Below are 25,862 nucleotides of genomic sequence, written 5' to 3'. Positions count from 1 at the left end.
TCATTCCTTGGTGTTCGACAAAGTTCGGGGAGTGACAGGCACTACAAGACAGATGAGCTGATTTGCGGTAGAATAGAGGGTAGTAATGGATGAAAAGGATGTGGCTAAAATGAGTCAAAAAATATTAGTAGTAGATGATGAACAGCCAATTGCAGATATATTAAAATTTAATTTAGAAAAAGAAGGATATCAGGTAATTATTGCAAATGATGGCGACACAGCGATTGAACTTGCAGAGAGTGAAAGACCTGATTTAATCCTATTAGATATCATGCTGCTAGGTAAGGATGGAAATGAAGTCCTTCGGGAAGTAAGAAAGACACAAACGATGCCTGTCATTATGCTTACAGCAAAAGATTCAGAGATTGACAAAGTGCTTGGTCTGGAGTTAGGTTCAGATGACTATGTGACAAAACCTTTCAGCAATCGTGAATTACTTGCCCGGGTGAAAGCTAATTTACGTAGACAACAGGTTCCAGAGGATACAGTTAAAACAACAAAGGATATTGTTATTGGCGATTTAACGGTTCATCCGGATGCATACGTCGTTTCAAGAAAAGGTGAGCAGATCGAATTGACACACCGCGAATTTGAACTACTGCACTATTTAGCACGTCATATTGGCCAGGTTATGACGAGGGAGCATTTACTCGAAACCGTCTGGGGCTACGATTACTTTGGAGATGTACGTACCGTTGATGTGACGGTTCGCAGACTTCGTGAAAAAATCGAGGAGAGCCCAAGTAACCCGGTGTGGATTGTCACAAGACGGGGTGTTGGATATTATTTACGTAATTCTGAGCAGGAGTAGTTGTTATGAATAAAGTTGGTTTTTTCCGTTCCATTCAATTAAAGTTTATTATCATCTATATCCTTTTATTACTTCTTGCCGTTCAAGTTATCGGATCTTTCTTTACACAAAAATTGGAGGAGAATCTCCTTAACAATTTTAAAGGTTCGATTAATGAGCGTGTGGAGCTGTTAAGCTATAACTTGGAGCAGGCTTTTGACAGGGAACGCAGTGAAGAGGGTGACGGGCCAACTTTAGAGGGCGAAATTCAACAAATTGTGCAAGATATCAATACAGATAATATAGCAACGACCGTGAATGTTATTAGTAATCAAAGTCGTATTATCGGAACAAATAAACTTAACCAACAGGAACAACTTGGAAGAAAAGTAACACAACCATTGGTGCAACAAGCGTTGTTTTTTGATTCGCCACAAAAAAAGGAGCTTTGGGACCCTGAAGCAGAAAGTCAGGTCTATGTACATGTAGAACCTTTAATTGACGCAGATGGTATTGCAGTTGGAGTTATCTATTTCCAATCCTCGTTGGAAGAGGTATATGATCAGGTAGAAGACATTAACCGTATATTTTTGCAAGGGTCAATTCTGGCAATTAGTATATCGGCAATTATTGGAATACTTGTAGCACGAACCATTACAAAGCCAATCATGGAGATGAGAGAACAAGCCCGGATAATGGCAAATGGAGATTTTACTCAAAAAGTTAATGTGTTTGGGAAAGATGAGATAGGCCAATTAGCGGAGACATTTAATGATCTGAACAGCCGGCTTAAGCATTCCTATGCTACCATCGAGGAGGAACGGAGAAAGCTCAGTTCGGTGTTATCAAATATGTCTGACGGGGTTATTGCAACTGATAATTCTGGCTCAATAACATTAATGAATGAAGCAGCAGGAAGGCTAATCGGGGAAAACCCAGAAGAAGTAATTGGGGACTACTTACTTGATGTACTTCAGTTGGAAGGGAAAATAATTGATTTAACGGAACTCCAGGATAGTGGTTCCATGATTATTGATTTCAGTGATGATTCCCCTTTCTTAGTGCGAGCTAATTTTTCTACGGTTTCAGATGATGAAGATGAAATAACCGGATTTATAACCGTTATTAGTGATGTTACAGAACAGGAAAAAGTAGAACAAGAACGTCGTGATTTCGTATCCAATGTTTCGCATGAATTGCGTACACCATTAACGACGATGAAAAGCTATATTGAAGCATTGACGGATGGGGCTTGGGAAGACAAGGAAATTGCGCCACGATTCCTTCATGTTGCACAGAATGAAACGGACAGAATGATTCGCATGGTTAATGATTTGCTCCAACTTTCCAAAATGGATTCCGATGAATTACCATTGCACAAGGAACGTGCAGATTTTGTAGGTTATTTCCATCAGGTGATTGATCGATTTGAAATGAATAGACCTGAACAAATAACCTTAATCAGAGAAATTCCAAAAGGACAATCCCTTGTCTGGATGGATAAAGATAAGATGACACAGGTTTTGGATAATATCATTTCTAATGCCATCAAGTACTCCCCAGAGGGCGGAGATATTCGCATGAAGCTAGATATAAAACGACATTACTTACTCGTAAGCGTCGAGGATCAAGGGATGGGGATTGCTTATGATAAACTTGAAAAAATCTTTGAACGATTTTACAGAGCTGATAGAGCAAGAACAAGAAAACTTGGCGGTACAGGATTAGGCCTTGCAATTACGAAAGAATTAGTGGAAGCACATCATGGGAAAATATGGGCTAAAAGTAAAGAAGGTAAAGGAACAACGATTCTCTTTACTCTACCGCTGATGAGTGAGAAGCGGAGGGATATCAGATGAAATTGGAAACAGCAAAATCCTTTATATTAATTATCCTTATAGGTACCAGTTTAATTCTTACATTTGGGATGTGGAATTATCAGCCTGATGTAGGAACGTTACGTGAAGAGTCGTTTGAAGAAGTTGAATTGGGTGGTACAAAAGAAGAGACGCGAAGAAGTCTGATTCAACCAAGTGAGATTATATTTAAATCAAATGAAAGTTTTTATGGTTTTTCAAGCTCACAAAATCGAGAGGGAATGTATGTGGATATGCAATCCTGGACCTTTGCTGATTTTACAACTCGGGTTGCGGATGAGAGAAATCCAGATAACGATGAAGTAGAAGTGATATTTCCAGATGCTATTCCAATGGAGTTATTCGGCAGTATGATGTCTTTTAAAGATGACGATATTTTATTCCCGGAATGGTCATTTGAAAGGTTATACATCACCTTTACAGATACGGCATCAATGGGTATTGAATTTGTTTCAATGAATGGTAATGAAAAAGCGACTGCAACGGTAAATAATCCAAATGATTATGAACAGATGTGGTCTCTCATGACCAATTTGGAAGCAGATATATTTCGTGAATATACTGTGATGGATACAGGGGAAAAGGATATTTACATTCCATCAGGTGAAATTGAATTAAATAAAGAAACAATGCGGTTTACGGGGATCAGTCCTTCTGATATGCGGGATATCCTATTTCCAAACCCATCTGTGGTTATGCAATCAACCACACCACAAAGTGGATTGACTTACTTTACTGACAGCCGGCAAATGCGAATTACTGACAATAATTTGGGAATGGAATATGTTAACCCTTTTACTGAGAATACAGACCCACCCCTTACTGTAGATAGTCTCTTGGAAAGAAGCATTGCAAACATTAATGATCATGGAGGTTGGACAGGTGATTTTCAATTAACCGAGTTGAATATCTATCAAAACCTAGTGAAGTACCGGTTGCATTATAATGGATACCCAACATTTAATAATGGATATCCGGACTTGTCTGTAATTGAACAAAAATGGAACAGTCAGCAATTGGAGGAATATCGTCGCCCACTCTTTCTGATAGATAGATCTTTTCAGCAATCCACTTTCGATTTGATACCAGCAGAAAATTTTATTGCTAATTTATTGAAACATCCAGATTATGATAGAGAAATGATTGAGGATATAAAGCTTGGTTATCGGTTAAGACTTAGTATTGAAAAAAATGCGATAGAATTGGAACCTGCTTGGTATATAAAATATAAAGGAACTTGGCAGGCGCCTGTATTTAACGAAACGATTCAAAAAGGAGGAGATTGAGGATGCAATGGGGTCATATAAAAACATTATTCATTCTCAGTTTTCTTGTGTTAAATATTTATTTACTCGTACAATTCATTGACAAACAAAGAGACTCTGCAGATATAGGTTTCTTGGATGGTGAAGAATTTGGTAGTTATGAAGAACAATTTGAATCAGAGAATATTAAAATTCCTGAATTAAACCAAGACGTGACCGAGGCCAATTATATAAATGTAAGTGAAAAAACATTTACCGATGAAGAAATGGATGAATTAAATAGTATAGTTGGTTTGGAAGCAACGTTGGTGGAGGATAATTTTGTACTCTCCCAATTTCAAGAACCAATAGCGTTACCAGCAAATCCAACCAATAGTAATATAACAAATTTTGTTGCACCTTATTTGTTATATCCAGAACAATTTACGTATTGGGTCTGGGATGAAGAATCAAATATTATTGTATTTTTCCAGCAAAAAGATGAAAAACCCATTTATTTTAATCAGAATGCGTTACTGATGTTTTATTTAAATGACAATGATGAGATTACGCATTACACCCAAACGATGCTTGGGGATGCAGAACAACAAGGGAACAAAGAAGAAAGTATCGCGCAATTACAGGCAATCGGGTCACTTTATGACCGTGGATCGCTTACACAAGATGAAGAAGTAACGGATATATCGTTGGGATTCCTCTCTCGTATTGAATCACAAGTATTTGCACCGACTTGGAAGATTACCATCAATAAAGAAAAGAATTACTTCGTGAACGCTATCGAAGGTCTTGTTTATTCAGAGGATGATTCGATCTTCATACAAAGAACAATGGAAGATTATATTGAAAAAATTAAATTTTTACCAGAAGAAAATGACATGAAAGCACCTACTTTAGCAGTTTTTAATCAAAAGCTTGATAGAGAAAATCGGAGTGAACCAGAATGACATTACGTTTTAGTGTTTTGGCATCAGGAAGTACAGGAAATGCCTTTTATATTGAATCAAATGAACAGAAAATCCTGGTGGATGCCGGGCTAAGTGGAAAACAAATGGATTATTTATTCAGTGAGGTTAATGTAGATCCGTCCACATTATCAGGGATTTTAGTAACCCATGAGCATAGTGACCATATTAAAGGATTAGGCATTATTGCAAGGAAGTATAATCTCCCAATCTATGCCAATGAAAAGACATGGAAAGCGATGGAGAAGTCATTAGGAAAACTCTCAGTAGATCAGAAATTCCATTTTGGAATGGAAGAAGTGAAGACATTTAAGGACATGGAAATAGAATCCTTCGGTGTTTCCCATGATGCTGCCGAGCCAATGTTCTATACATTTCGACATGAGGGGAAGAAAATAGCCCTCGTAACCGATCTTGGTTATGTCTCAGAGCGAATAAAAAAAACGGTAGAGGATGCAGATGCTTATATCTTCGAAGCGAATCACGATGTGGGAATGCTCCGTGTGGGGCGTTACCCATGGAGTGTAAAGCGCAGAATACTGGGTGATTCAGGTCATGTATCTAATGAGGATTGTGGTCTTGCATTGACAGATATTATAAGTAATCGTACGAAACGAATTTACCTTGCGCATTTGAGCCTCGATAATAATATGAAGGATCTTGCGCGGATGTCTGTTAAGAATGTTTTACAAGAAAGAGGCATCGATATTGAGTTGCATGATACCGATCCAAAAAGCCCTACTGCTTTATATGAAGTCGGATAATGTATTGCTGTTTAATATTTTTCAGTTTAAGGTAATACTATGATATATCATATAGCAAGGAGATCTTAAACATGGGATACTATGATCAGAATTACAGGCGACCACATAAACAAAGAGGAAGATGGTTGATACCTTTAATCATGGGAATTGTAATAGGTGGTTTATTGGTTTTCATTGTTATGCCGGAACTGTTTCGTACGGACCGGGATACAGCTTCTTTAGAAGATAACGGTACGGAGGAAGAGGCCAATACGAATGATGATGGGTCTATGAATCAAGTGGTAGAAGTTGATGTTACAACACAGCTAACGGAAATCATTGAAGAAGTAACGCCATCAGTTGTCGGGATTACAAATATTCAGCAGCGAAACGACTTTTGGGAACAACAGGATGGTTTTGAAGCGGGTACAGGTTCAGGTGTTATTTATAAAAATGAAAATGGAACTGCATTTGTTGTAACCAACCACCATGTAATAGAAGGAGCAGACACAGTAGAGGTGGTCTTATCCAATGATACCCATATCGAAGCAGAAATTGTGGGAAGTGATTTATTTTCAGATTTGGCAGTATTACGGATGGATGGATCTCAAGTAGACAAGATTATCGAAGTGGGCTCCTCAGCTAATATAAAAGTAGGTGAACCTGCAATTGCGATTGGTAATCCACTTGGACTTTATCTTTCCAGTACAGTAACCCAGGGAGTTATCAGTGGTACAGAAAGGACGATCCCACAGGATTTTAATCAGGATGGACGTTCTGATTGGCAGGCAGAAGTTATACAGACGGATGCAGCAATTAACCCGGGTAATAGTGGTGGTGCACTCATTAATATATACGGCCAGCTAGTTGGTATCAATTCCATGAAAATCAATCAGGAAGCAGTAGAAGGAATAGGGTTTGCCATCCCAATTGATTCCGCTATCCCAATCATTGAAGAACTGGAGGCAACAGGAGAGGTCATACGACCGTATTTAGGGGTCGAGATTTATTCACTTGATGAAGTTCCACACACGGAGTGGAGAAGCACATTAAATCTACCTTCAGAAGTAGAAGGTGGCGTCTATGTCTGGAATATTGAACCTTTGTCTCCAGCTGATACAGCTGGTATAGAGCGATTGGATGTTATTACCGAACTGGACGGAGAACAAGTAATGAATATGATTGATCTTAGAAAAATATTGTACCAGGAAAAGAATATCGGTGATGATGTAGAAATTACGTATTACCGGAATGGTGAAAAAAGTACTACAACGATAACGCTTGGAACACAATAAAGACAAGCTCCTATTATAGCGGGAGCTTGTTTAATGTTAAATTTCATATAATTATCCACAGATTTTAAAAGTTATGCACAAACGGTGGATAATTATTTATAGGAAATCAATATATGGTAAAGAAAAAATTGTCCATAACAAAATAGCTACGAACACTTGTGCATATGTGCATAACTTTGTGGATAACTATCATTATTCAAGGTTATTTAGGTGTTATGCACCCATTATCCACAGGAAAACAGCATATTTTGTGAATTAGTAAATTATAAAAAATACTGCCCGTGGATAATAAAACATAATCGTTATTAACTTAATTTATTTTATAGCCTTTAACTTGTTGCCAAATGAGTAGCAGTAGAATAAGCATGACAATATCCAAACGAGCATTCATTGCAAAGGTGAGTAAGCCATCTGTCCACAATACAGGTATTTTTGTGAAATAGAGGGCACCCAGCATAATAAAAATAAGTGGTGGAACAGCTAATTTCATATACATTCTCCCTACAATCAACATTCCGCAGGCAAGCTCCGTAATTGCCACTAAAAATAAAGTCAACTCTGGAAAGGGTAGACCAATACTCATGAAAGAACCTTTAAAATCTCCATTAATCAATTTCATAATACTAGAAACAATAAATACATAGCCAATGCAATAGCAAATCCATTTTGTTATGTGCATTCCCTTCAAATGATTACCTCCCTGATTTATCCTTCATATAACCTATGCCTACATGTGGACAATCTTTCTCATTCAGAAAAATTTATCTTAAAAAATTTGGTGGTTCATCTAATTGCCAACGTGCCTAATTATCTCTATAATTTTCTTTAGACTAAAATAAAGGAAGTGCGATATTGATTCGGAGATTTTTTTCTTATTATAAGCCGCATAAGCGGTTATTTATGATTGATTTTACTGCAGCATTGATTGTTGCATTGCTTGAACTTGCATTCCCACTCGCTGTTCAATGGTTTATAGATGGACTTCTCCCAGGAAAAGACTGGAATCTCATCGTAACGGTTGCAATATTGTTGTTATTTGTTTATGTACTGAGCACTTATCTACAGTATGTGGTTACCTATATTGGACATAAGCTTGGAGTCAACATAGAGACAGATATGCGTAAGGACCTATTTAACCATGTTCAAAAGCAATCGTTTCGGTTTTTTGATAATACAAAAACTGGTCATATTATGAGCCGCATTACAAATGACCTGTTCGATCTGGGAGAACTTGCACATCATGGTCCGGAGGATTTCTTTATTTCCATCATGACATTTATTGGAGCATTTTTAATTATGTTCACAATAAATCCGACATTAGCATTAATCATTTTAATTGCCGTCCCTATTCTTATTTTGCTAATCACGTTTGGCAATATCAGAATGAATAAATCGTGGAAGCATATGTATGAAAATATTGCCGGGGTAAATGCCCGTGTGGAAGATGCAGTATCAGGTGTAAGAGTTGTACAATCATTTACAAATGAATCATTTGAGATGGAACGATTCTCCACGGATAACAAGCGTTTTCGAAAGGCGAAGATAGGTGCGTATAAAGTGATGGCAGTAGTCCATTCTAATATTTATCTACTCATGCGCTTAATTACTTTACTCGTACTTGTAATCCGATCATGGCTTACTATTAATGGGCGAATGTCCCATGGTGAACTTGTAAGTTTTATATTATTTGTAAATGTATTGACGAATCCAATAAACAAGATTACTGCTCTCCTGGAAATGTATCCAAAGGGAATGGCAGGATTTAAGCGATTTACAGAATTAATGGATGTTAGTCCAGATATTCAAGACCGAAAAGATGCAGAGGACATGAAGAATGTATTGGGCGATATTACTTTTAACAATGTTACATTCGGTTATGAGACATCACACACCCCTGTTCTAAATGCGATTGATTTTGGTATTCATGCAGGTGAAACAGTGGCTTTTGTCGGACCATCGGGTGCTGGGAAAACGACGATATCTTCGTTGATTCCACGCTTTTATGATGTGGATGCTGGAAGTATCAAAATTGACGGAATTGATATTCGTGATATTAAGAAGGAGTCTCTTCGCCGTCATATCGGCGTCGTACAACAGGATGTATTCTTATTCACTGGAACGTTACGTGAAAATATTGCCTATGGTAAACGTAACGCTACAAATGAAGCGATTGAATTGGCAGCGCGCCAGGCCCACATGGAAGCGTTTATTAAAGAATTACCTGAAGGATATGACACCCAAGTAGGTGAACGTGGACTGAAATTATCAGGAGGGCAGAAGCAGCGTATTGCGATTGCACGTATGTTTTTAAAAAACCCTCCAATCCTTATTTTGGATGAAGCAACTTCTGCTCTCGATACGGAAACAGAGATGATTATTCAAGAAGCATTGAATGAACTTGCGAAAAATCGTACGACACTTGTTATTGCCCATCGTCTTGCAACCATTAAAAATGCAGATCGAATCATGGTTGTCACAAAGAATGGAATTGAAGAAGAAGGTAGTCATAAAGAATTACTTGAACGTGACGGTATCTTTGCTCAATTGCATAATGTGCAGATGAGTTAGTTAACTTGGAACATCTTTTAACGAGTGAATAAGAAAGCACCCATACCCAGTAAGGAGTCGAAAAGATGATTAATACAGTAAAGGTTAAAGATGTCGTAATTGGTGAGGGCATGCCAAAAATTTGTGTTCCTATCGTTGGTACAACCATTGAGGAATTAAAAGAGGAAGCAATCTTTCTCAAATCTGTGGAATTTGATATTTTAGAATGGCGTGTAGATTTTTTTGAAGCGGTAGAAGATATTGAAAAAGTAAAAGAAGCGCTTCACGAAGTTCGCCTTGTATTACCCGATACGCCACTTATATTCACATTCCGCAGTGCTAAAGAAGGTGGAGAAAGAGAAGTAAGCACCGCCTATTATGTGGAATTAAATCGTATCATTGCTGAAACAAGAGAAGTCGATATTATTGATGTCGAATTATTTAAAGATAAGAAAGATGTACAAAATTTAATTGAAACAGCACATCATCATCATATTTTTGTTATCATTTCCAATCATGATTTTCATAAAACGCCGGCAAAAAATGAAATTATCTCCAGATTGCAAAGGGCACAGGAACTGGGTGGAGACTTACCAAAGATTGCTGTTATGCCTACAAGCACAGTGGATGTTCTAACATTACTGGATGCAACAAGAATTATGATGGAGGAATATGCAGATCGTCCAATTATAACGATGTCCATGTCTGGTAAAGGTGTGATTAGTCGTATAGCCGGTGAAATATTTGGTTCAGCTTTAACTTTCGGTGCTGCTAAAAAGGCTTCTGCTCCTGGTCAAGTAGATGTTGTCGAATTACGCAACACTATGGAACTCTTACACCGCAATTTATAGGAAATATAAGGTAATTACTCTTTGTATTTATGATTTTTATATAAAAAAGCAAAGTTATCCCCAATTTCTGTTAGTAAACCTGTTGATATGTTAGAAAATTCAACAAAAACGGAATATTAATCCCTGAAAAATAGAAGATAGGCGTATTCGACAAGTTTCATGTAATTTGTCGATATTTCCCGGGAAATGATAAACCTTTCGAATTAGTTGAGGAGGTTTATCTTTTTTCGGTTGGCAGTAAAGAAAGTATATCCATATTTCTTTCTGCATAAGTGCAACTATGGCATCGCCAAAGGATTGGCGAATGCCAAGTTTTCTAAAATCCTAAGTAGTAATAGTTAATAATATCACCCTAATTTACACATCCTATAATAAAGGAGGACGTAGATATGAGGGGTACTTATTTATTTATCGGTATTGTGTTGATCCTTGCTACAATTTCCAGCATCTTTATACCAATTGGAGGAAGTGTAAATGTGCAAGCAGAAGAAGTTCCTTCCTATGCAAAATGGGGACGACTTGCTGTACAGGAAACGAAATCAAAATATCCGGATGCAAAAATTGTTGATTATTTGCACATTGGCAGAGAAGCAAATGGTAATACCACGGTAGAGAAATTCAAGTTGTGGTTGAATGAAGAAAGTAGAGAATTTGGAGTCTTTATTCATATCGAATTCGATACGGAAACAGATGAAGTTATAAATATTACTTTTGAAGAAACGAATCAGTAATTAATAATAGTTATTATTAAATAGTACTAAAACCTATACCACTCACCTGCCAACATGCCATATATGACATGGTCCACATAATGATCATACAACCACTCGGCATGTCTGATTTTCCCTTCTTCGGTAAAACCCAGACGTTCGGGTATGGACCTGCTTTTTTTGTTTTCATAGGCGGCCCGAATGTCCACACGGTTTAACTCTAACTTTGCAAAGGCATAGTCTGTTAATGCTCTGACAGCATTTGTCATAATACCGTGACCTTGATAATCTGGGGAGAGCCAGTATCCAATGTAACCAATTTTGTTTATCCAGTCTAAATGATTAAAACTAATAAGCCCAACTAATTTATTTTTAAAAAAAATTCCTGTAGTGAAACCAGTCCTTAATTCAGCAGATCTTAATGTATGATCAATAAAGGCAAGTGTATCTTCAGGATTGACGGTTGTATCTACCCATGGCAGCCATTCGCGAAGGTAATCACGCGCAGAATCTGTTAACTCAAATAGTTCATTGGCATCTTGCAGTTTTAACTGCTTCAGTACGATATTCTCATCCATCTCGTATATAAACATGAAGTATCCCACCCATTCCTGTTCTTTTTTTCATCTCGTGAAATAATCATACCATATAAATAGTCAGAAAAAATAATGCGATTTTGTCTTTTTATGACCTCTTTTGGAGGTGCACGAGCGATAATTACTTTACATTTTTAAATAGTTAAATTTCTATTTTGTCTCAATCTAGTTTATTATGAAGATAGGTTTGTATTACAATAAGAATACTAACGTGATGGCAGTGATTCAATACATAAAAGGAAGGGTCCTATATATGACCGAAGAGAATATTACCCGATTACAAATTAACAATAAGGAATACATTCTTATTGGAACAGCGCATGTTTCCAAATTTAGTGCAGAACAAGTAAAAAAAGTAATAGAGGCAGAGGAGCCTGATTCTGTCTGTATCGAACTTGATGAACAAAGGTACCAATCCATATCTGAAGGGAATAAATGGAAGGAAACCGATATCTTTGAAGTTATTAAGAATAAAAAAGCGACATTACTGCTAATGAATTTGGCAATCTCCTCTTTTCAAAAGAGAATGGCAAAGCAGTTTGGAATAAATGCAGGCCAGGAAATGATTCAGGGGATTGAGTCGGCCAAAGCAACGGGTGCTGAGTTGGTTTTGGCGGATAGAGATATTCAAATTACCTTTTCCCGGATATGGGGGAACATTGGTTTAAAAGGAAAGGCAATGCTGCTGATGCAAGTAATAGGCAGTATCTTCAGCAATGAGAAAATTTCCGAAGAAGAAATGGAAAAAATGAAAGAGCAGGATACCATTAATGCCATGCTTCAAGAGTTTACGGACAGTTTCCCTAAATTGAAAACGCCGCTTATTGATGAGCGGGATCAGTTTCTATCTCAGAAAATAAAGGACGCTCCTGGCGAAAAAGTTGTAGCAATTCTCGGAGCAGCACACGTCCCTGGGATAACAAAAGAAATTCATAAGGAACATGATTTAAAACGGCTTTCTGAACGCCCAGTCAAATCAAAAGCGCCAAAAATAATTGGATGGGCGATTCCAATTGCTATTCTCGCGATTATTGCATATACATTCTATATGAATCCTTCTGCAGGTCTTCAGCAGACTATCAGCTGGGCACTTTGGAACGGTTCGTTGTCGGCAATCGGAGCAATCATCGCATTGGCTCATCCACTGGCTATTCTAACTGCGTTTGTTGCAGCACCAATTACATCGTTAAATCCATTACTTGCTGCTGGTTGGTTTGCCGGATTTGTGCAAGCTTACGTCAAGAAACCGAATGTCGGGGACTTTGAAAGTTTATCGGATGATGTGCATACCGTTAAAGGGTTTTGGAGCAATAAGGTTACGCAAATCCTCCTTGTTGTGGTATTTGCAAACTTAGGAAGTTCGTTGGGGACATTAATCGGTGGTTTTGATGTTGTTCGTTTATTCATAGAGAATCTATCATAAATAAGAAAAACACTTTCAAATGGTGAAAGTGTTTTTCTATATTTTTTCTTATTCGGTTTCTCTCAGTTTGTTTAAATAAAGATCCAATTCTTGAGATATTTTTACAACCTTATCATGATTTAATTTGCTTTCAAAAGCATCATACATTTTGGACCTTAGTTGTTCAATATGTATTTCTAGTTCTTCCTTCGTATTCAAGTATGAGCACCACCTGCTTTCATTGATATTTATATATAGCCGAATAGGAAAATGTTAAAACATATAATTATAATAATCTGCAAGAAAAGGTAATAATAGAATGGGGTTAGCTAATGATAATCCCAATAGTTGCATAATACTTTTTTATTTGGAATAAATACGCTATGATTAACCTAACTACCCATTTTTGTGTACATATTAGAGGAGGAATTGACTCGTGATCATTGCGATCATTGTTTTATTATTTGTTTCATTTTTCTTTTCTGGAAGTGAAACAGCACTAACGGCAACAAATAAAATGAGGCTGCAATCAAAGGCCAACAACAACGACATAAAGGCTGGAAAGATTTTAGATTTAGTTTCGAAACCAGGTGAGTTTATTACTGCAATATTAATTGGTAATAACATTTCCAATATATTGCTGCCAACGCTCGTAACCATGTTGGCAATTGATTACGGTTGGAATGTAGCTGCTGCTTCTGCCGTCTTAACAGTGGCGATTATTATTTTCTCTGAAGTAATTCCAAAATCAGTTGCAGCAACATTTCCGGATCGAATTTCATTTCTGGTTTACCCGGTTATAAAGTTTGTCGTAGTTATTTTAAAACCTGTTACGATATTACTGAATGGACTGACAGGAATAATTACCAAAGCACTTTCCAAAGGGCAGCCTAATAATGCATCCATCTCTAAGGAAGATTTAAGAGCAATTGTTGATATTGCTGATTCAGAAGGGACATTTAGGGAGGAAGAATCCAACCGTATCAAAGGTGTTCTTGATTTTTATAATATGAATGTAAAGGACGTACTTAAAACACCACGTGTTGAAATCGTATCACTCCCAAGTACGGCAACTTATGAAGAGGTGAGAGACACTGTACTTCAAAACCCATTTACAAGGTATCCAATCTATGAAGACGATATTGACAATATTGTCGGCGTTTTTCATTCCAAATACCTGATTGCATGGACAGTTGAAGTTGGGAAATCGTTGAAGTATTACAGTGACACAGATCCATTGACAGTATATGAATTTCATTCCATTGAATATGTCTTTCGCAAAATGACGAAAGAGAAAAAGCATATGGCAATTGTTTTGGATGAATATGGCGGAACCGAGGGTATATTGTCACATGAAGATATTATTGAGGCAATGATTGGTTTGGAAATTGAAGACGAAATGGATGTCGACAGTGACGCTCTCGTCGAAAAACTGACGGATACCGAAATTATCTGTGATGGAAAAATTACACTTCACCGATTAAATTCTATATTCCAGACGGAAATTCCTGAAGAAGAGGACGTTCTTGCTGGTTATCTACTAAAAGAATTTAATGAGTTTCCGGAAGAGGAAGATGTTATTGAGAGGGAAAACCTTACATTTAAAATACTCGAAGTCGATGGAAGATCAATTAAGCAAGTACAAATAATCAAATAGAGCTTGTTAACTCCCCTCTGTTCTAGGATAGATGGGAGTTTTTACTATACTACATAAAGGGAGTGCAGGATGAAGATAACCATTGTTTCGGTAGGGAAACTAAAGGAAAACTATTTAAAACAGGGTATTCAGGAATATATGAAGCGATTGAATGCATATGCAAAGGTTGAAATCATTGAAGTAGCCGATGAGAAGGCTCCGGAAAATATGAGTGAAGCGGACATGCAGGAAGTTAAACGGAAAGAAGGAGAACGAATATTATCGCATATTAGCCAGGATACATATGTGCTTACATTGGAAATAAACGGGAAAATGTTAAGTTCAGAGCAGCTAGCTACTAAGATGGATGAACTGGCTACGTATGGTAAAAGTAAGCTTGCCTTTGTGATCGGTGGCTCTTTGGGGATCAGCGATGAGGTACAGAAACGTAGTGACTTAGCACTTTCATTTTCTAAAATGACATTCCCCCATCAAGTCATGCGATTAATTTTATTGGAACAGGTTTATCGGGCGTACCGGATTAACCGAAATGAGCCTTATCATAAATAAATAAGGTTTATGAAAGGAAAAAGGATGCCTTAACTTAGAAGGCATCCTTTTTGCACGAATCTTATTTTGTATAGTTATCGAAGTAACCTTGAATATAGATCATTGGTGTTCCTTTGTCTCCACTACCAGAAGTTAAATCAGATAATGATCCAATTAGGTCTGTTAATCTACGAGGTGTCGTACCTTGTGCTTCCATCGCACCAACTAAATCCTCGTTTTTATTTTTGATATATCCGGAAACAGCTTGTTTTAACTCTTCCCCACGAAGATGAGAGAAATTGTTATCTGCCAGGTATTTTAATTTTACTTCATTAGGTGTACCATCAAGTCCTGCTGTGTAAGCGGGTGATACAACTGGATCTGCAAGTTCCCAAATCTTTCCGACTGGATCTTTGAATGCACCATCACCATAAACCATGACTTCAACTGTTTTACCTGTTACTTCTTTGATTTTTGCTTGAATTGCATCAACGATTGGTTGACAGTTATTTGGAAATAATTTTACGCTGTCTTCAGTTGCTTTATTTGATCCAAGTAGACCATATTCTTCGTTAAAGCCACTGCCATTGATCGATTCTTTAAGGATATCATCAAGGCCATATACTTTATCAGCACCATTGTTTGTTAAAATACGTTTTGTTCTGAAACGTGAGTGGATATCACACGCTAACACATTCTTTGTGTAGTCTAAAATCGTTTTAGGATTGTTTGAGAAGATAACCTCACAGGTTGCACCTTCTGCTTCGACTAAACTTTTATAATACTCGATATAGTCAACACCTGTGAATGGGTGTGTGTTATAACCGAAATGATTACGGAACTCAGCTTCTGATAATACATCTGTCCATGGATTGATCCCTTTCACATCTAGTTCATCGATGTCTACAAGGTGATTCCCCACTTCATCAGCTGGATAGCTCAACATTAAGACGATCTTCTTTGCTCCTTTTGCTACGCCTCGTAAGCAGTTAGCAAAACGATTACGGCTAAGAATTGGGAAAATAACACCAATTGTCTCCTCACCAAACTTTGCTTTAACATCAGTCGCAATATCATCAATTGTCGCATAGTTCCCTTGTGCACGAGCGACAACGGATTCGGTGATTGTAACAATGTCCTGATCCTCGATCGAAAAACCTTCAATCTTTGCAGCTTGTAATACCGTATCTACTGCGATTTGTTCCATGTTATCTCCGTTATTAATGATTGGTCCGCGAAGTCCGCGTACTACTGTTCCAACTATTCTTTCCAATATGATCTCTCCTCTAATAAGAGTTGCTTTATATTATGTAAGCACTAATTTTGAACCCTATGTTACTATAACCTTTATAGAGATATAATTAAAATTAATAATAATAATATCGAATATAAGGAGAGCTTATATGATTGGGAAATTGGATGCATATCGTATTTTTAACGTCGTTAGCCAGAATAAAAGTTTTTCTAAAGCCGCACAAGAACTATTTATGACACAATCAGCTGTTAGTCAAGCTATTTCGAAGTTGGAGAAAGAATTAGAAATACCACTTTTCTATCGAACATCGAAGGGAGTAGTATTGACGAACGAAGGGAAATTATTAAATGAGCATATTAACTCTGCTTTGGGAATCATTAACGTAGCGGAAGATAAAATGTTAGAATTTAAAACATTAAAGACGGGACAATTACGTATAGGGGTTGGGGATACGATTTCTCGTTACTTCTTATTACCGTATTTGGAGAAATTTCATAAAGGATACCCTGGAATCAAATTGAATATATTAAATGGAACCACAACAGAAATCTGTGATTTTATTAAATCAGGAAAAGTCGATGTTGGGGTATGTAATTTACCAATCGAGGACGAACATCTTCAAGTTATTCCATGTAAGGAAATTCAAGATATTTTTGTCTGTGGAGAAAAATATAAAAATCTCACTACACAACCGGTTAGTTTAGAGTATTTAATGGGGATGCCACTCATATTTTTAGAAAGAAAATCAAATTCACGAATGTTTGTGGAGCATTTCTTTAAAAAGAGAGGTTTCCATGTTTCTCCGGTATTTGAACTAGGATCATTTGATTTAGTATTAGAATTTGCAAAAATAAATTTAGGCATTTCCTGTGTCATAAAAGAGTTTTCAAGGGATTATTTAGAAAGAGGAGATTTATACGAAATAAAGCTGGAAGAGGAAATCCCAAAAAGGAATATTGGTATATGCTATTTAAAAAGTGTTCCGTTATCACGTGCTGCCAAGAAGTTTGTAGCAAATATCCATACATCTGAAGTAGGACAACCTCCTTTAGATGTATGATCCGTGCGCTAGGGGTTTCATCTATTCATCCTCTAGTTGCATATAATAGGAATAAAAATGGCTAATGGATTAAACTGTCTTTGAAAGACTTCATGTTTATAAATATTGTGAAATAGTTTATAATTATTAAATAAGGATAGATTTATAGATTTATTCATATTTAAAATTTACTACACCGCTATAATTCATACAGAAAAGGTGTGTTGCTAATTGCGCTGGCTGTTGTTAATTCATGCTAGAGCGCTTACATCTTTTTTGCAAATAATGAGATGAGGAAGGGTATAATGAGTAGCAGACCGACAACAACAGACGTTATCTTAATTGGTGCCGGAGTTATGAGCGCAACTTTGGGATCATTATTGAAAGAGTTAGCACCAGAATGGGAAATCAAAGCATTTGAGAAACTCGCAAGTGCAGGAGAAGAAAGCTCAAACGAATGGAATAATGCGGGTACGGGCCATTCTGCACTGTGCGAGCTTAACTATACATCCGAAAAATCAGATGGCTCTATAGACATTAGCAAAGCTATAAAGATTAATGAACAGTTTCAGCTTTCCAGACAGTTTTGGTCTTATCTTGTAAATAGCAATCTGATTCGGAATCCGCAAGACTTTATCATGCCATTACCTCACATGAGTATGGTTCAAGGGGAAAAAAATATAGCGTTTTTAAAAAATCGTTTTAAAGCGTTATCAAACAATCCACTATTTCAAGGGATGGAATTTTCCGATGAACCTGAAAAGCTAAAAGATTGGTTTCCACTAATCATGGAGGGGCGTACATCGAATGAACCGATAGCTGCAACAAAAATCGATTCTGGAACAGACGTCAATTTTGGTGCTTTAACACGTATATTGTTTGACCACTTACAGAGTAAAGATGTCGAGGTAAACTACAAGCATAGTGTCGAGGATATTAAACGTATGGACGACGGTTTGTGGGAAGTAAAAGTACATGATATCGACAACGGTAAAATCGAATACCATACTGCAAAATTCGTCTTTATCGGCGGTGGGGGCGGAAGTCTGCATTTATTACAAAAAACCGGAATTCCGGAATCAAAACATATTGGAGGATTCCCGGTAAGCGGACAATTTATGGTATGTAGCAATCCGGAAGTTGTAGCACAGCATCATGCAAAAGTATACGGTAAAGCTAAGGTTGGTGCTCCACCAATGTCCGTTCCGCATCTTGATACACGATTTATCGATAATAAAAAATCGTTGCTATTTGGACCGTTTGCTGGGTTCTCACCAAAGTTTCTAAAAACCGGTTCATTGCTTGATTTGGTGACCTCTGTAAAATCAGATAACCTCTTGACCTTGTTGTCAGCAGGTGCAAAAGAGCTGCCGTTAACAAAATATTTAATCCAGCAAGTCATTTTATCAAATGAAAAGCGCATGGAAGAAATACGAGAGTTTATCCCAAATGCCAAAAGCGAAGATTGGGAGATCGTGACAGCGGGACAACGTGTGCAGGTGATCAAAGATACAGAGGCTGGCGGCAAGGGAACACTTCAATTTGGCACGGAAGTTGTTACTGGAGCTGAGGGCTCGATCGCTGCATTGCTAGGTGCTTCACCAGGTGCTTCTACTGCCGTTCACGTCATGCTTGAGATAATGGAAAGATGCTTTCCAGAACACCTGAATGAGTGGGAACCAAAAATAAAAGAAATGGTTCCTTCTTACGGTGTGTCCCTTTCAGAAAACCCAGAGATGTACCAAGAAATTCAGACTTTTATAGAGCAGACGCTTGGTCTAATCGAAAAAAAAGAACTGGCATTTAGTTAAAATCTGAATAGACAAGGCTGAAGGACCAGTTCCTCACTACTTTAAAGTAGTAAGGAACTGGTCCTGTTTATGTTAATTTTGGAAAGAGATTCATGGGAGAGTGGTTTTTCGATGACAATAACTTGTATAATGTAATAATATCCATGGCAACAATAAGAGAAAATACTTTGAAAAAGAGGCTAAATAATGAGCGCGAAACGTTTTGAGGATTATAAATTAAGTGATGAAATAATAAAAGCACTTACAGAATTGGAATATAAAAACCCTACAGAGGTTCAAAGTAAAGTCATTCCACTTGCGTTAGAAAAAAAAGACCTTGTTGTAAAATCACAAACAGGGAGTGGTAAGACGGCATCATTCGGGGTACCTATATGTGAATTGGTCGATTGGATGGAGAATAAACCACAGGCATTAATTCTCACACCAACGAGAGAACTGGCTATTCAAGTAAAAGAGGATTTCACAAACATAGGCAGATTTAAGCGTATAAAGGCAACAGCAGTCTATGGAAAACAACCCATTGCCATTCAAAAGACAGAATTAAAGCAGAAAACACATGTTGTTGTTGGAACCCCTGGTCGGGTCTCGGATCATATTGAAAGAGGTACGCTAGTATTAGATAAAATCAGCTATCTTATTATTGATGAAGCGGATGAAATGTTGAACATGGGTTTCATCGAACAAGTGGAATCTATTATAAAAGAGCTGCCTCAAAATCGAGTGACGATGCTATTCTCGGCTACACTTCCTGAAGCTGTGAAAAACTTAAGCCTTAAGTATATGAAAACACCTACAGATATTGAAATTAAAGCAACTGGGCTAACGACGGAAAAAATCGACCATTTTCTCTACGAAGTTCCTGAAAATGATAAATTAATGAGACTTACGGATATTACGGTTGTTGAAAGTCCGGATAGTTGTATCATCTTTTGTAGAACGAAGGAACGTGTCGATACTGTTTCAGAACAATTGAAGAAAAAAGGATATAGTTGCGATAAAATCCATGGTGGAATGGAACAGGATGATCGACTTGTTGTCATGAATGGCTTTAGAAAAGGCGAATTTCGTTACCTAGTCGCGACAGACGTAGCTGCCAGAGGAATCGATATTGATAATATCACGCATGTCATCAATTACGATATACCGTTAGAGAAAGATAGTTATGTACATCGTACGGGAAGAACAGGACGTGCAGGGCAAAAGGGAAAGGCGCTCACCTTTGTTACACCGTATGAAGATCGCTTTTTAAGAGAAATTGAAGACTATATCGGTTTTACAATTCGAAAAATCTCCCCGCCATCAAAAGAGGAAGTGAATAAAAACAGATCCGCCTTCCAGGAAAAGATGAAGATGCATCGGGAAGTTAAAAAGTCTAAAAGTGAGCAATTAAACAAACAAATTATGAAGTTATACTTTAATGGTGGGAAGAAAAAGAAACTCAGAGCGGTCGATTTCGTTGGAACCATTGCTAAAATTGAGGGTGTAGAAGCAGAGGACATTGGTATTATAACGATTAAGGATACGTCTACGTATGTTGAAATACTGAATGGCAAAGGGCCACTGGTTCTGAAAACAATGAAGGACACAAAAGTGAAAGGTAAGTTATTAAAAGTATTTGAGGCTAATAAGTAGATGGTTATCCCTTTTATTTTTGGTCATTGATAGGAATAAGTTGAAGTTGAAGTTGATCTGATCGTGAGTCTGATTATCTTGGCATTAACCTTTATGCTGATAAAAAACGAAACCCACCCCAATTAGCGTGCGCATAAAATCAAAGTAAAAAAGGGCCCGAAATGTAAAGGAGGCAGGATCAACCTGCCTCCTTTTCGATTTTCCAGTCTTAATTTCTAGCAAATTCACCGTCAACCTCGACTGTTTCAAAAATATTAATAAATGCCTTTCTATCATGTGAACGAACAACATTTTTAATATGCAATGTTTCATATCGTGTAACAACCATCATGATTATTTGTTTAGGCTCTTTCGTATAACCACCATAGCCTTCTGTAATCGTAATGCCACGGTAAATGGATTGAAGCAATTCTTCCCGAATCGCTTCCCCTTTTGTCGTTACAATCTGCATCGTTAATTTAATATGGTTCGTGTGGACTTTGTCGATCATTTTACCTGTCAAAAAGATCGATAATAGTGTATATAATGCGATGTCCCAGCTGAAAGTAGCACCAGAAATAAGGACAATAATTCCGTTCATTCCAGTGAGAAGCAGACCAACACTAATATTACTTTTACGGGAAATGAAAATCGCGATAATATCCAAACCACCTGAAGTACCGGAAAACTTCATAATGGTCCCTATTCCAATTCCACTTATTACCCCTCCGAAAATTGCCGATAACAGAATATTATCTGTTACATTCACTACTGGCAAGAGGTATAAGAAGATAGAGAGCGTGACAACACATACGAGTGTATTGATTGTAATTTCCTTTCCAAGCTTAAAGTAGCCAAAAACAAGGATAGGTAAATTAAAAATAAAGTTCAATAATCCAGTATCAAATGGAGTAAGTAATCCAACTAAAATGGCAATCCCACTAATTCCGCTGCTTAGAATTTCAAAAGGTACGAGAAAAAAGTTAAAAGAAAATGCAATGATTAGAGAGCCGATGATGACCATGCTGTTTTTCATTTATAGATAACCTCCTGAATAAATTATGTATACATCTTGGTGTAAGAGGAATTTTAAGGATATTATTTAAACATCTTATCCGAAAAAAACAATTATGTCAGCAATTATATTATTAAAAGAAAGTTCATAATCATCCCTAATACCTGTCATTAGTATTGACATTTTCATAGCAGCTGATGAATCAAACGCCAAATTAATCCACGTATGATATATTTTAACTAAACTAGTTAACATAAAAAGGGCGGATATTATGGATAAAACAGTTCAAACTCATTTTGATAATCTCAATTTAAAAGATAAAAACGAACAATATGAGGCCTTTAATCATATCATTAAGGCAATTGAGCATGAAGTAGACTGGGCATATGTGGTATGGGATGAATTAGTGGCAGGGCTGTCCTCAGCTGATAACCATAAGCGTTCACGATATGCACAGTTTCTAGCAGGACTTTCAAAAAGCGATCATGATAAGCGGATTATGGATGATTTTCCAGCCCTTTGGCAAGTGACCAAAGATGAGAAATTTGTTACGGCAAGACATGCCTTGCAATCGATTTGGAAAGTAGGTTTAGCTGGACCAGAACAAAAGGAGATGGTTATCCATCATTTGGCTGATCGATTTAAAAATTGTAAGGACGAAAAAAATTATACATTAATCAAATTTGATATTATTCAGGATTTGCGAAACTTATATGATGAAGTAAAAGATGAGCATATAAAAAAGCTGGCAGAGGAATTAATTGAGATGGAAGAGGATGCTAAGTATCAAAAGAAATATGCGAAAGTATGGAAGGATTATTAATTAGACGCTAAAATAAAGCCAACATTTTGCTATGAAAAGCAAATGCTGGCTTTCTTTATTATTTTATTCACTTAAATCTACATTATGGTATACCTGTTGAACATCTTCTAAATCCTCTAATGCATCGATCAGGTTTTCAAATTTTTCCTGATCATCTGCTGCAAGAGCGAGATCATTCTGTTCGAGCATCGTAAGTTCAGCCACTGTAAATTCTGTAATGCCAATCGACTTAAATGCTTCCTGTGTGGCATGGAATTGATCGGGTTCGGTATAAACAATAATGGTTCCGTCTTCTTCCATAATATCCCGTACTTCAACGTTTGCCTCCATGAGTAGTTCGAGCACTTCATCCTCTGTTTTGCCTTCAATCCCGAAGACAGCTGTATAGTCAAACATATAGGCAACAGATCCACTCACACCCATATTGCCGTCATTTTTACCAAATGCAGCGCGCACTTCAGATGCGGTGCGGTTAACATTATTTGTTAGTGTATCGACAATTACCATAGATCCACTTGGTCCGAATCCCTCATAACGATTCTCGTCATAACTTTCCTCCGAATTGCCTTTCGCTTTTTCAATGGCTCGATCAATAATATGTTTCGGAACACTGTAAGTCTTCGCTCGTTCAAGTACAACCCTTAAAGCTTCATTTGATTCTGGATTGGGTTCACCCTGTTTTGCCGCAACATAGATTTCACGCCCGAATTTAGCGTATATCCTGCTCGTATTTGCATCTTTGGAAGCTTTCTTTTCCTTAATATTATTCCATTTACGCCCCATTATGTTCACTCTCTTTCCATTGACTCTATGTAAAACTATAAAACTTTAGAAGTGGCATTGCTAGTTTTTTTTCTAAAAAAGACAATTAATTAGGGAATCAACTTTCGCATCAATAAAATAAGCTCAACCATTTAACTTGGTTAAACTTAGAGTGTCTCTTTTAATATCCCTGATAACCTAGATAAAAATAAGGCTGTTTTCTAAAGGCTATTTTCGTAATGTTTGGGACTACGGTTACTCGTCTCATTGAGAAGAATTGTTGCTATTTAATCACCAGATAAAATGTGAACTAGGATAAGTAACTTCGGCGACCGCTCTGGGGAAATATATTTATGGTCCAACAAGTGTGAAAGAAATGGAGGTTTCTTACTAAAGTCAATCCAGAATTCATGACACAGGATTGTTCTACTTGTGAGCTATTTTAAAGAATTAACAGAAGCCTTCACTAAGTGAAGGCTTCAAGAAAAGCGTATTTTTATTCTCCCTCTTCTTCCTCTACATCAGATTCCGCCGGATCTTCTTGTTCGGCAGGATCTTCAGTTACTGGTTCCTCAGGATTCTCTTCATCTTCAGCTCCACATCCGACTAATAGCCCTGTAGAAAGAATCGCAATCATCATTGCAAATGTTAACTTCTTCAGTTTCAATACAATCACCTCTCCTAACAAATTTGATTCTATTACAGTATAAAATACTTCTTTTAAATTACTATTAAGTTAATGTAATAATATTTAAACAAATCAGACTATTATTAATACCTTTATCCTAGTTATAAAACAGGATAAAAATTTTCTGTTTATTTCGAACTACTCATAAAGGTAAAAGTAATCATGATAAATGTCCCGATTCAATTTTTTTTACTATCTGAAAAAATTTTAACTTTCAAATAGATTTGAATTTAAATTAGGGTCATTAGCTTAAGCAGTGAAATGGTATAATGTAAATGGTGATAGAGATGGGGCTGTGTTCTAAGAAGTAAGGTAAAACGAAGTGAGGGAGAAGATACTTATTACAGCAGATAAAGAAACCCGAATCGTTGATGATATTATAAGCTATATTGTTAAAGGAAAGTTAAAACCTGGTGCTAAACTTCCTTCTGAAAACGAATTTGCTGAACAGTACCGCGTGCCGAGAATGACAGTAAGGAATGCACTAACGAAATTGGATGAACGAGGATATATCTATTCTAAACAAGGAAAAGGACGTTATTTAAAAGAAGAATCGACGCAAATTCAATTGCACTTAACCGGAAAAGTCAGCTTTACAGATAAAATGAAAAAGCAAGGTTACGATTTAATAACAAGGAATATCTACTGCGAAAAGCTTAGTTATGACGCTAACATCTATCAGATTTTAAATGCTGGTGAAGCAGATGCCGTCTTTAAAATTGGGAGATTGCGATATATTAATGGAGAGCCTATCGCAATCCATAATTCTTTTGTAAAAGAAGCCAATTTTCCAGCGATTAATGAAGACGGACCCCATATTGAATCGATGTTTGCCTATTATCGTAAGCTCGGCTACCATAATTTTTCGAGCAATAAGACGTTGTTAAGCATTACTTTCCCATCGTCCTATGAGCAACAACTGCTTTCATGTAAAAGTATGGTGCCTCTCATTGTTGTTGAGAGTGATTGTATGGATACGCAATCAAAAAAAGTGCTGGATCATACAAGAATATTATATAGAAGTGATAAGTTTAAATATGATATTACGATGGACTAGCTAATAAAAGGGTAAGGAACTCAACAGGTTCCTTACCCTTTTTTCGATTACCTATTATTAACTCAGTTTACAAATAATTTACCATATCTTAAAACACATATACTTGGCGACAAGTTACGATTGTATCGTGAAGGAGGGTGCATTGGATAATGAAAAGACGTAAAAGAACAGAGATTCTCATTCAAGGAGATTCAAAACTAGCTGAAAAATTTGCCGAATCGATTATACATAACTATGAATGTCAAGAAATTATTTCACCGCAATATGGTTTAACAATGGTCAAGATGCGTGAATCCGCAAAAAAATCGCTATTCTATATTGGGGAAGTCCTGGTAACAGAAGCTAAAGTGGAAATCAACCATTGTATTGGAATAGGGGTTGTGACAGGTATGCAGGATGAACTTGCCAAAAACTTAGCAATTATAGATGCAGCATATAAAGCTGATTTGCTGGAAATAGAAGAATGGGAACCGCAGCTAATGGAAGCGGAGCAGCAGATTATGAAAGCTAGAGCGAAGGACCAAGCGGAGATATTTGAAACGAAGGTCAATTTTGAAACGATGGATGTTTAAGCAAGT

The 25,862-nt window shown here is 36.9% G+C and carries 25 protein-coding genes; 18 read left to right on the top strand and 7 right to left on the bottom strand.

What is annotated here, in order from left to right; genetic code table 11:
• Positions 1-109 precede the first annotated feature (109 nt).
• The 6 genes from yycF to ACHABU_RS12510 all read left to right on the top strand — a co-directional run bounded on the left by yycF (position 110) and on the right by ACHABU_RS12510 (position 6,932).
• Positions 110-811: a response regulator YycF gene (gene yycF, locus ACHABU_RS12535; protein ID WP_435765240.1), complete on the top strand. Its 702-nt coding sequence runs from the start codon at positions 110-112 to the stop codon at positions 809-811.
• Between the two features lie 5 nt (positions 812-816).
• Positions 817-2,649 (top strand): cell wall metabolism sensor histidine kinase WalK, encoded by a 1,833-nt coding sequence (gene walK, locus ACHABU_RS12530; RefSeq protein WP_435765239.1) that lies wholly within the window; start codon positions 817-819, stop codon positions 2,647-2,649.
• Complete coding sequence (locus ACHABU_RS12525) at positions 2,646-3,953, top strand: YycH family regulatory protein (RefSeq protein ID WP_435765238.1); 1,308 nt, start codon at positions 2,646-2,648, stop codon at positions 3,951-3,953. The genes walK and ACHABU_RS12525 overlap by 4 nt, the downstream gene beginning before the upstream one ends.
• Positions 3,954-3,955: 2 nt before the next feature.
• Positions 3,956-4,876 carry a two-component system regulatory protein YycI gene (locus ACHABU_RS12520; RefSeq protein ID WP_435765237.1) on the top strand — a complete coding sequence of 307 codons (921 nt, stop codon included), beginning with the start codon at positions 3,956-3,958 and terminating at the stop codon, positions 4,874-4,876.
• The gene (locus tag ACHABU_RS12515) at positions 4,873-5,658 is read left to right on the top strand and encodes an MBL fold metallo-hydrolase (protein ID WP_435765236.1); all 786 of its coding nucleotides are present in this window, start codon (positions 4,873-4,875) and stop codon (positions 5,656-5,658) included. Before ACHABU_RS12520 ends, ACHABU_RS12515 begins: the two co-directional genes overlap by 4 nt.
• 71 nt (positions 5,659-5,729) lie before the next feature.
• Positions 5,730-6,932, top strand: a complete 1,203-nt coding sequence (locus ACHABU_RS12510; RefSeq protein ID WP_435765235.1) for a S1C family serine protease — start codon at positions 5,730-5,732, stop codon at positions 6,930-6,932.
• 310 nt (positions 6,933-7,242) lie between these two features.
• Here ACHABU_RS12510 and ACHABU_RS12505 read toward each other — a convergent pair whose 3' ends face one another.
• Entirely contained in the window at positions 7,243-7,611 is a 369-nt protein-coding gene (locus ACHABU_RS12505; protein WP_435765290.1) for a DoxX family protein, read from the bottom strand.
• Between the two features lie 173 nt (positions 7,612-7,784).
• Between ACHABU_RS12505 and ACHABU_RS12500 the strand changes: the two genes are divergently transcribed.
• The 3 genes from ACHABU_RS12500 (at position 7,785) to ACHABU_RS12490 (ending at position 11,061) form a co-directional block, all read left to right on the top strand.
• Positions 7,785-9,500: an ABC transporter ATP-binding protein gene (locus ACHABU_RS12500; protein WP_435765234.1), complete on the top strand. Its 1,716-nt coding sequence runs from the start codon at positions 7,785-7,787 to the stop codon at positions 9,498-9,500.
• Positions 9,501-9,568: 68 nt separating this feature from the next.
• Entirely contained in the window at positions 9,569-10,330 is a 762-nt protein-coding gene (aroD, locus tag ACHABU_RS12495; protein WP_435765289.1) for a type I 3-dehydroquinate dehydratase, read from the top strand.
• Positions 10,331-10,719: 389 nt separating this feature from the next.
• Entirely contained in the window at positions 10,720-11,061 is a 342-nt protein-coding gene (locus tag ACHABU_RS12490; protein WP_435765233.1) for a YqzG/YhdC family protein, read from the top strand.
• Positions 11,062-11,087: 26 nt separating this feature from the next.
• Here the strand turns inward: ACHABU_RS12490 and ACHABU_RS12485 are convergent, their stop codons facing one another.
• Positions 11,088-11,633, bottom strand: coding sequence for a GNAT family N-acetyltransferase (locus ACHABU_RS12485; protein WP_435765232.1), 546 nt, complete (start codon positions 11,631-11,633; stop codon positions 11,088-11,090).
• A gap of 256 nt (positions 11,634-11,889) precedes the next feature.
• On the opposite strand from ACHABU_RS12485, the gene ACHABU_RS12480 reads away from it, so the two are divergent.
• Entirely contained in the window at positions 11,890-13,059 is a 1,170-nt protein-coding gene (locus ACHABU_RS12480; protein ID WP_435765231.1) for a TraB/GumN family protein, read from the top strand.
• Between the two features lie 48 nt (positions 13,060-13,107).
• Here the strand turns inward: ACHABU_RS12480 and ACHABU_RS12475 are convergent, their stop codons facing one another.
• On the bottom strand, positions 13,108-13,257 hold the full coding sequence (locus ACHABU_RS12475; RefSeq protein ID WP_435765230.1) for an aspartyl-phosphate phosphatase Spo0E family protein: 150 nt from the start codon (positions 13,255-13,257) through the stop codon (positions 13,108-13,110).
• A gap of 217 nt (positions 13,258-13,474) precedes the next feature.
• Between ACHABU_RS12475 and ACHABU_RS12470 the strand changes: the two genes are divergently transcribed.
• The gene (locus ACHABU_RS12470) at positions 13,475-14,695 is read left to right on the top strand and encodes a hemolysin family protein (RefSeq protein ID WP_435765229.1); all 1,221 of its coding nucleotides are present in this window, start codon (positions 13,475-13,477) and stop codon (positions 14,693-14,695) included.
• Between the two features lie 69 nt (positions 14,696-14,764).
• The gene (gene rlmH, locus ACHABU_RS12465) at positions 14,765-15,244 is read left to right on the top strand and encodes a 23S rRNA (pseudouridine(1915)-N(3))-methyltransferase RlmH (RefSeq protein WP_435765228.1); all 480 of its coding nucleotides are present in this window, start codon (positions 14,765-14,767) and stop codon (positions 15,242-15,244) included.
• Positions 15,245-15,305: 61 nt separating this feature from the next.
• Here the strand turns inward: rlmH and ACHABU_RS12460 are convergent, their stop codons facing one another.
• Positions 15,306-16,496, bottom strand: coding sequence for a coenzyme F420-0:L-glutamate ligase (locus ACHABU_RS12460; protein ID WP_435765227.1), 1,191 nt, complete (start codon positions 16,494-16,496; stop codon positions 15,306-15,308).
• A gap of 130 nt (positions 16,497-16,626) precedes the next feature.
• On the opposite strand from ACHABU_RS12460, the gene ACHABU_RS12455 reads away from it, so the two are divergent.
• The 3 genes from ACHABU_RS12455 to ACHABU_RS12445 all read left to right on the top strand — a co-directional run bounded on the left by ACHABU_RS12455 (position 16,627) and on the right by ACHABU_RS12445 (position 20,960).
• The gene (locus ACHABU_RS12455) at positions 16,627-17,538 is read left to right on the top strand and encodes a LysR family transcriptional regulator (protein ID WP_435765226.1); all 912 of its coding nucleotides are present in this window, start codon (positions 16,627-16,629) and stop codon (positions 17,536-17,538) included.
• Between the two features lie 284 nt (positions 17,539-17,822).
• A complete protein-coding gene (mqo, locus tag ACHABU_RS12450; protein ID WP_435765225.1) occupies positions 17,823-19,328 on the top strand; it encodes a malate dehydrogenase (quinone) in 1,506 nt (501 codons plus the stop codon).
• 186 nt (positions 19,329-19,514) lie between these two features.
• The gene (locus ACHABU_RS12445; protein ID WP_435765224.1) at positions 19,515-20,960 is read left to right on the top strand and encodes a DEAD/DEAH box helicase; all 1,446 of its coding nucleotides are present in this window, start codon (positions 19,515-19,517) and stop codon (positions 20,958-20,960) included.
• Between the two features lie 208 nt (positions 20,961-21,168).
• On the opposite strand, the gene ACHABU_RS12440 is transcribed toward ACHABU_RS12445, so the two are convergent.
• Complete coding sequence (locus tag ACHABU_RS12440; protein WP_435765223.1) at positions 21,169-21,975, bottom strand: YitT family protein; 807 nt, start codon at positions 21,973-21,975, stop codon at positions 21,169-21,171.
• 250 nt (positions 21,976-22,225) lie between these two features.
• On the opposite strand from ACHABU_RS12440, the gene ACHABU_RS12435 reads away from it, so the two are divergent.
• Positions 22,226-22,777 carry a hypothetical protein gene (locus ACHABU_RS12435; protein ID WP_435765222.1) on the top strand — a complete coding sequence of 184 codons (552 nt, stop codon included), beginning with the start codon at positions 22,226-22,228 and terminating at the stop codon, positions 22,775-22,777.
• 63 nt (positions 22,778-22,840) lie between these two features.
• Here ACHABU_RS12435 and ACHABU_RS12430 read toward each other — a convergent pair whose 3' ends face one another.
• Together ACHABU_RS12430 and ACHABU_RS12425 are read right to left on the bottom strand one after the other, a co-directional pair.
• Positions 22,841-23,560 carry a YebC/PmpR family DNA-binding transcriptional regulator gene (locus tag ACHABU_RS12430; RefSeq protein ID WP_435765221.1) on the bottom strand — a complete coding sequence of 240 codons (720 nt, stop codon included), beginning with the start codon at positions 23,558-23,560 and terminating at the stop codon, positions 22,841-22,843.
• 475 nt (positions 23,561-24,035) lie between these two features.
• Positions 24,036-24,206, bottom strand: coding sequence for a hypothetical protein (locus tag ACHABU_RS12425; protein WP_435765220.1), 171 nt, complete (start codon positions 24,204-24,206; stop codon positions 24,036-24,038).
• 343 nt (positions 24,207-24,549) lie between these two features.
• On the opposite strand from ACHABU_RS12425, the gene ACHABU_RS12420 reads away from it, so the two are divergent.
• Together ACHABU_RS12420 and phnG are read left to right on the top strand one after the other, a co-directional pair.
• Complete coding sequence (locus tag ACHABU_RS12420; RefSeq protein ID WP_435765219.1) at positions 24,550-25,284, top strand: GntR family transcriptional regulator; 735 nt, start codon at positions 24,550-24,552, stop codon at positions 25,282-25,284.
• Between the two features lie 149 nt (positions 25,285-25,433).
• Positions 25,434-25,856: a phosphonate C-P lyase system protein PhnG gene (gene phnG / locus ACHABU_RS12415; protein WP_435765218.1), complete on the top strand. Its 423-nt coding sequence runs from the start codon at positions 25,434-25,436 to the stop codon at positions 25,854-25,856.
• The last annotated feature ends 6 nt before the right edge of the window (positions 25,857-25,862 follow it).

This window comes from Oceanobacillus sp. CF4.6, from assembly GCF_051262635.1.
Taxonomy (GTDB): domain Bacteria; phylum Bacillota; class Bacilli; order Bacillales; family Amphibacillaceae; genus Oceanobacillus.
This window is presented reverse-complemented; position numbering and strand designations above follow the sequence as displayed.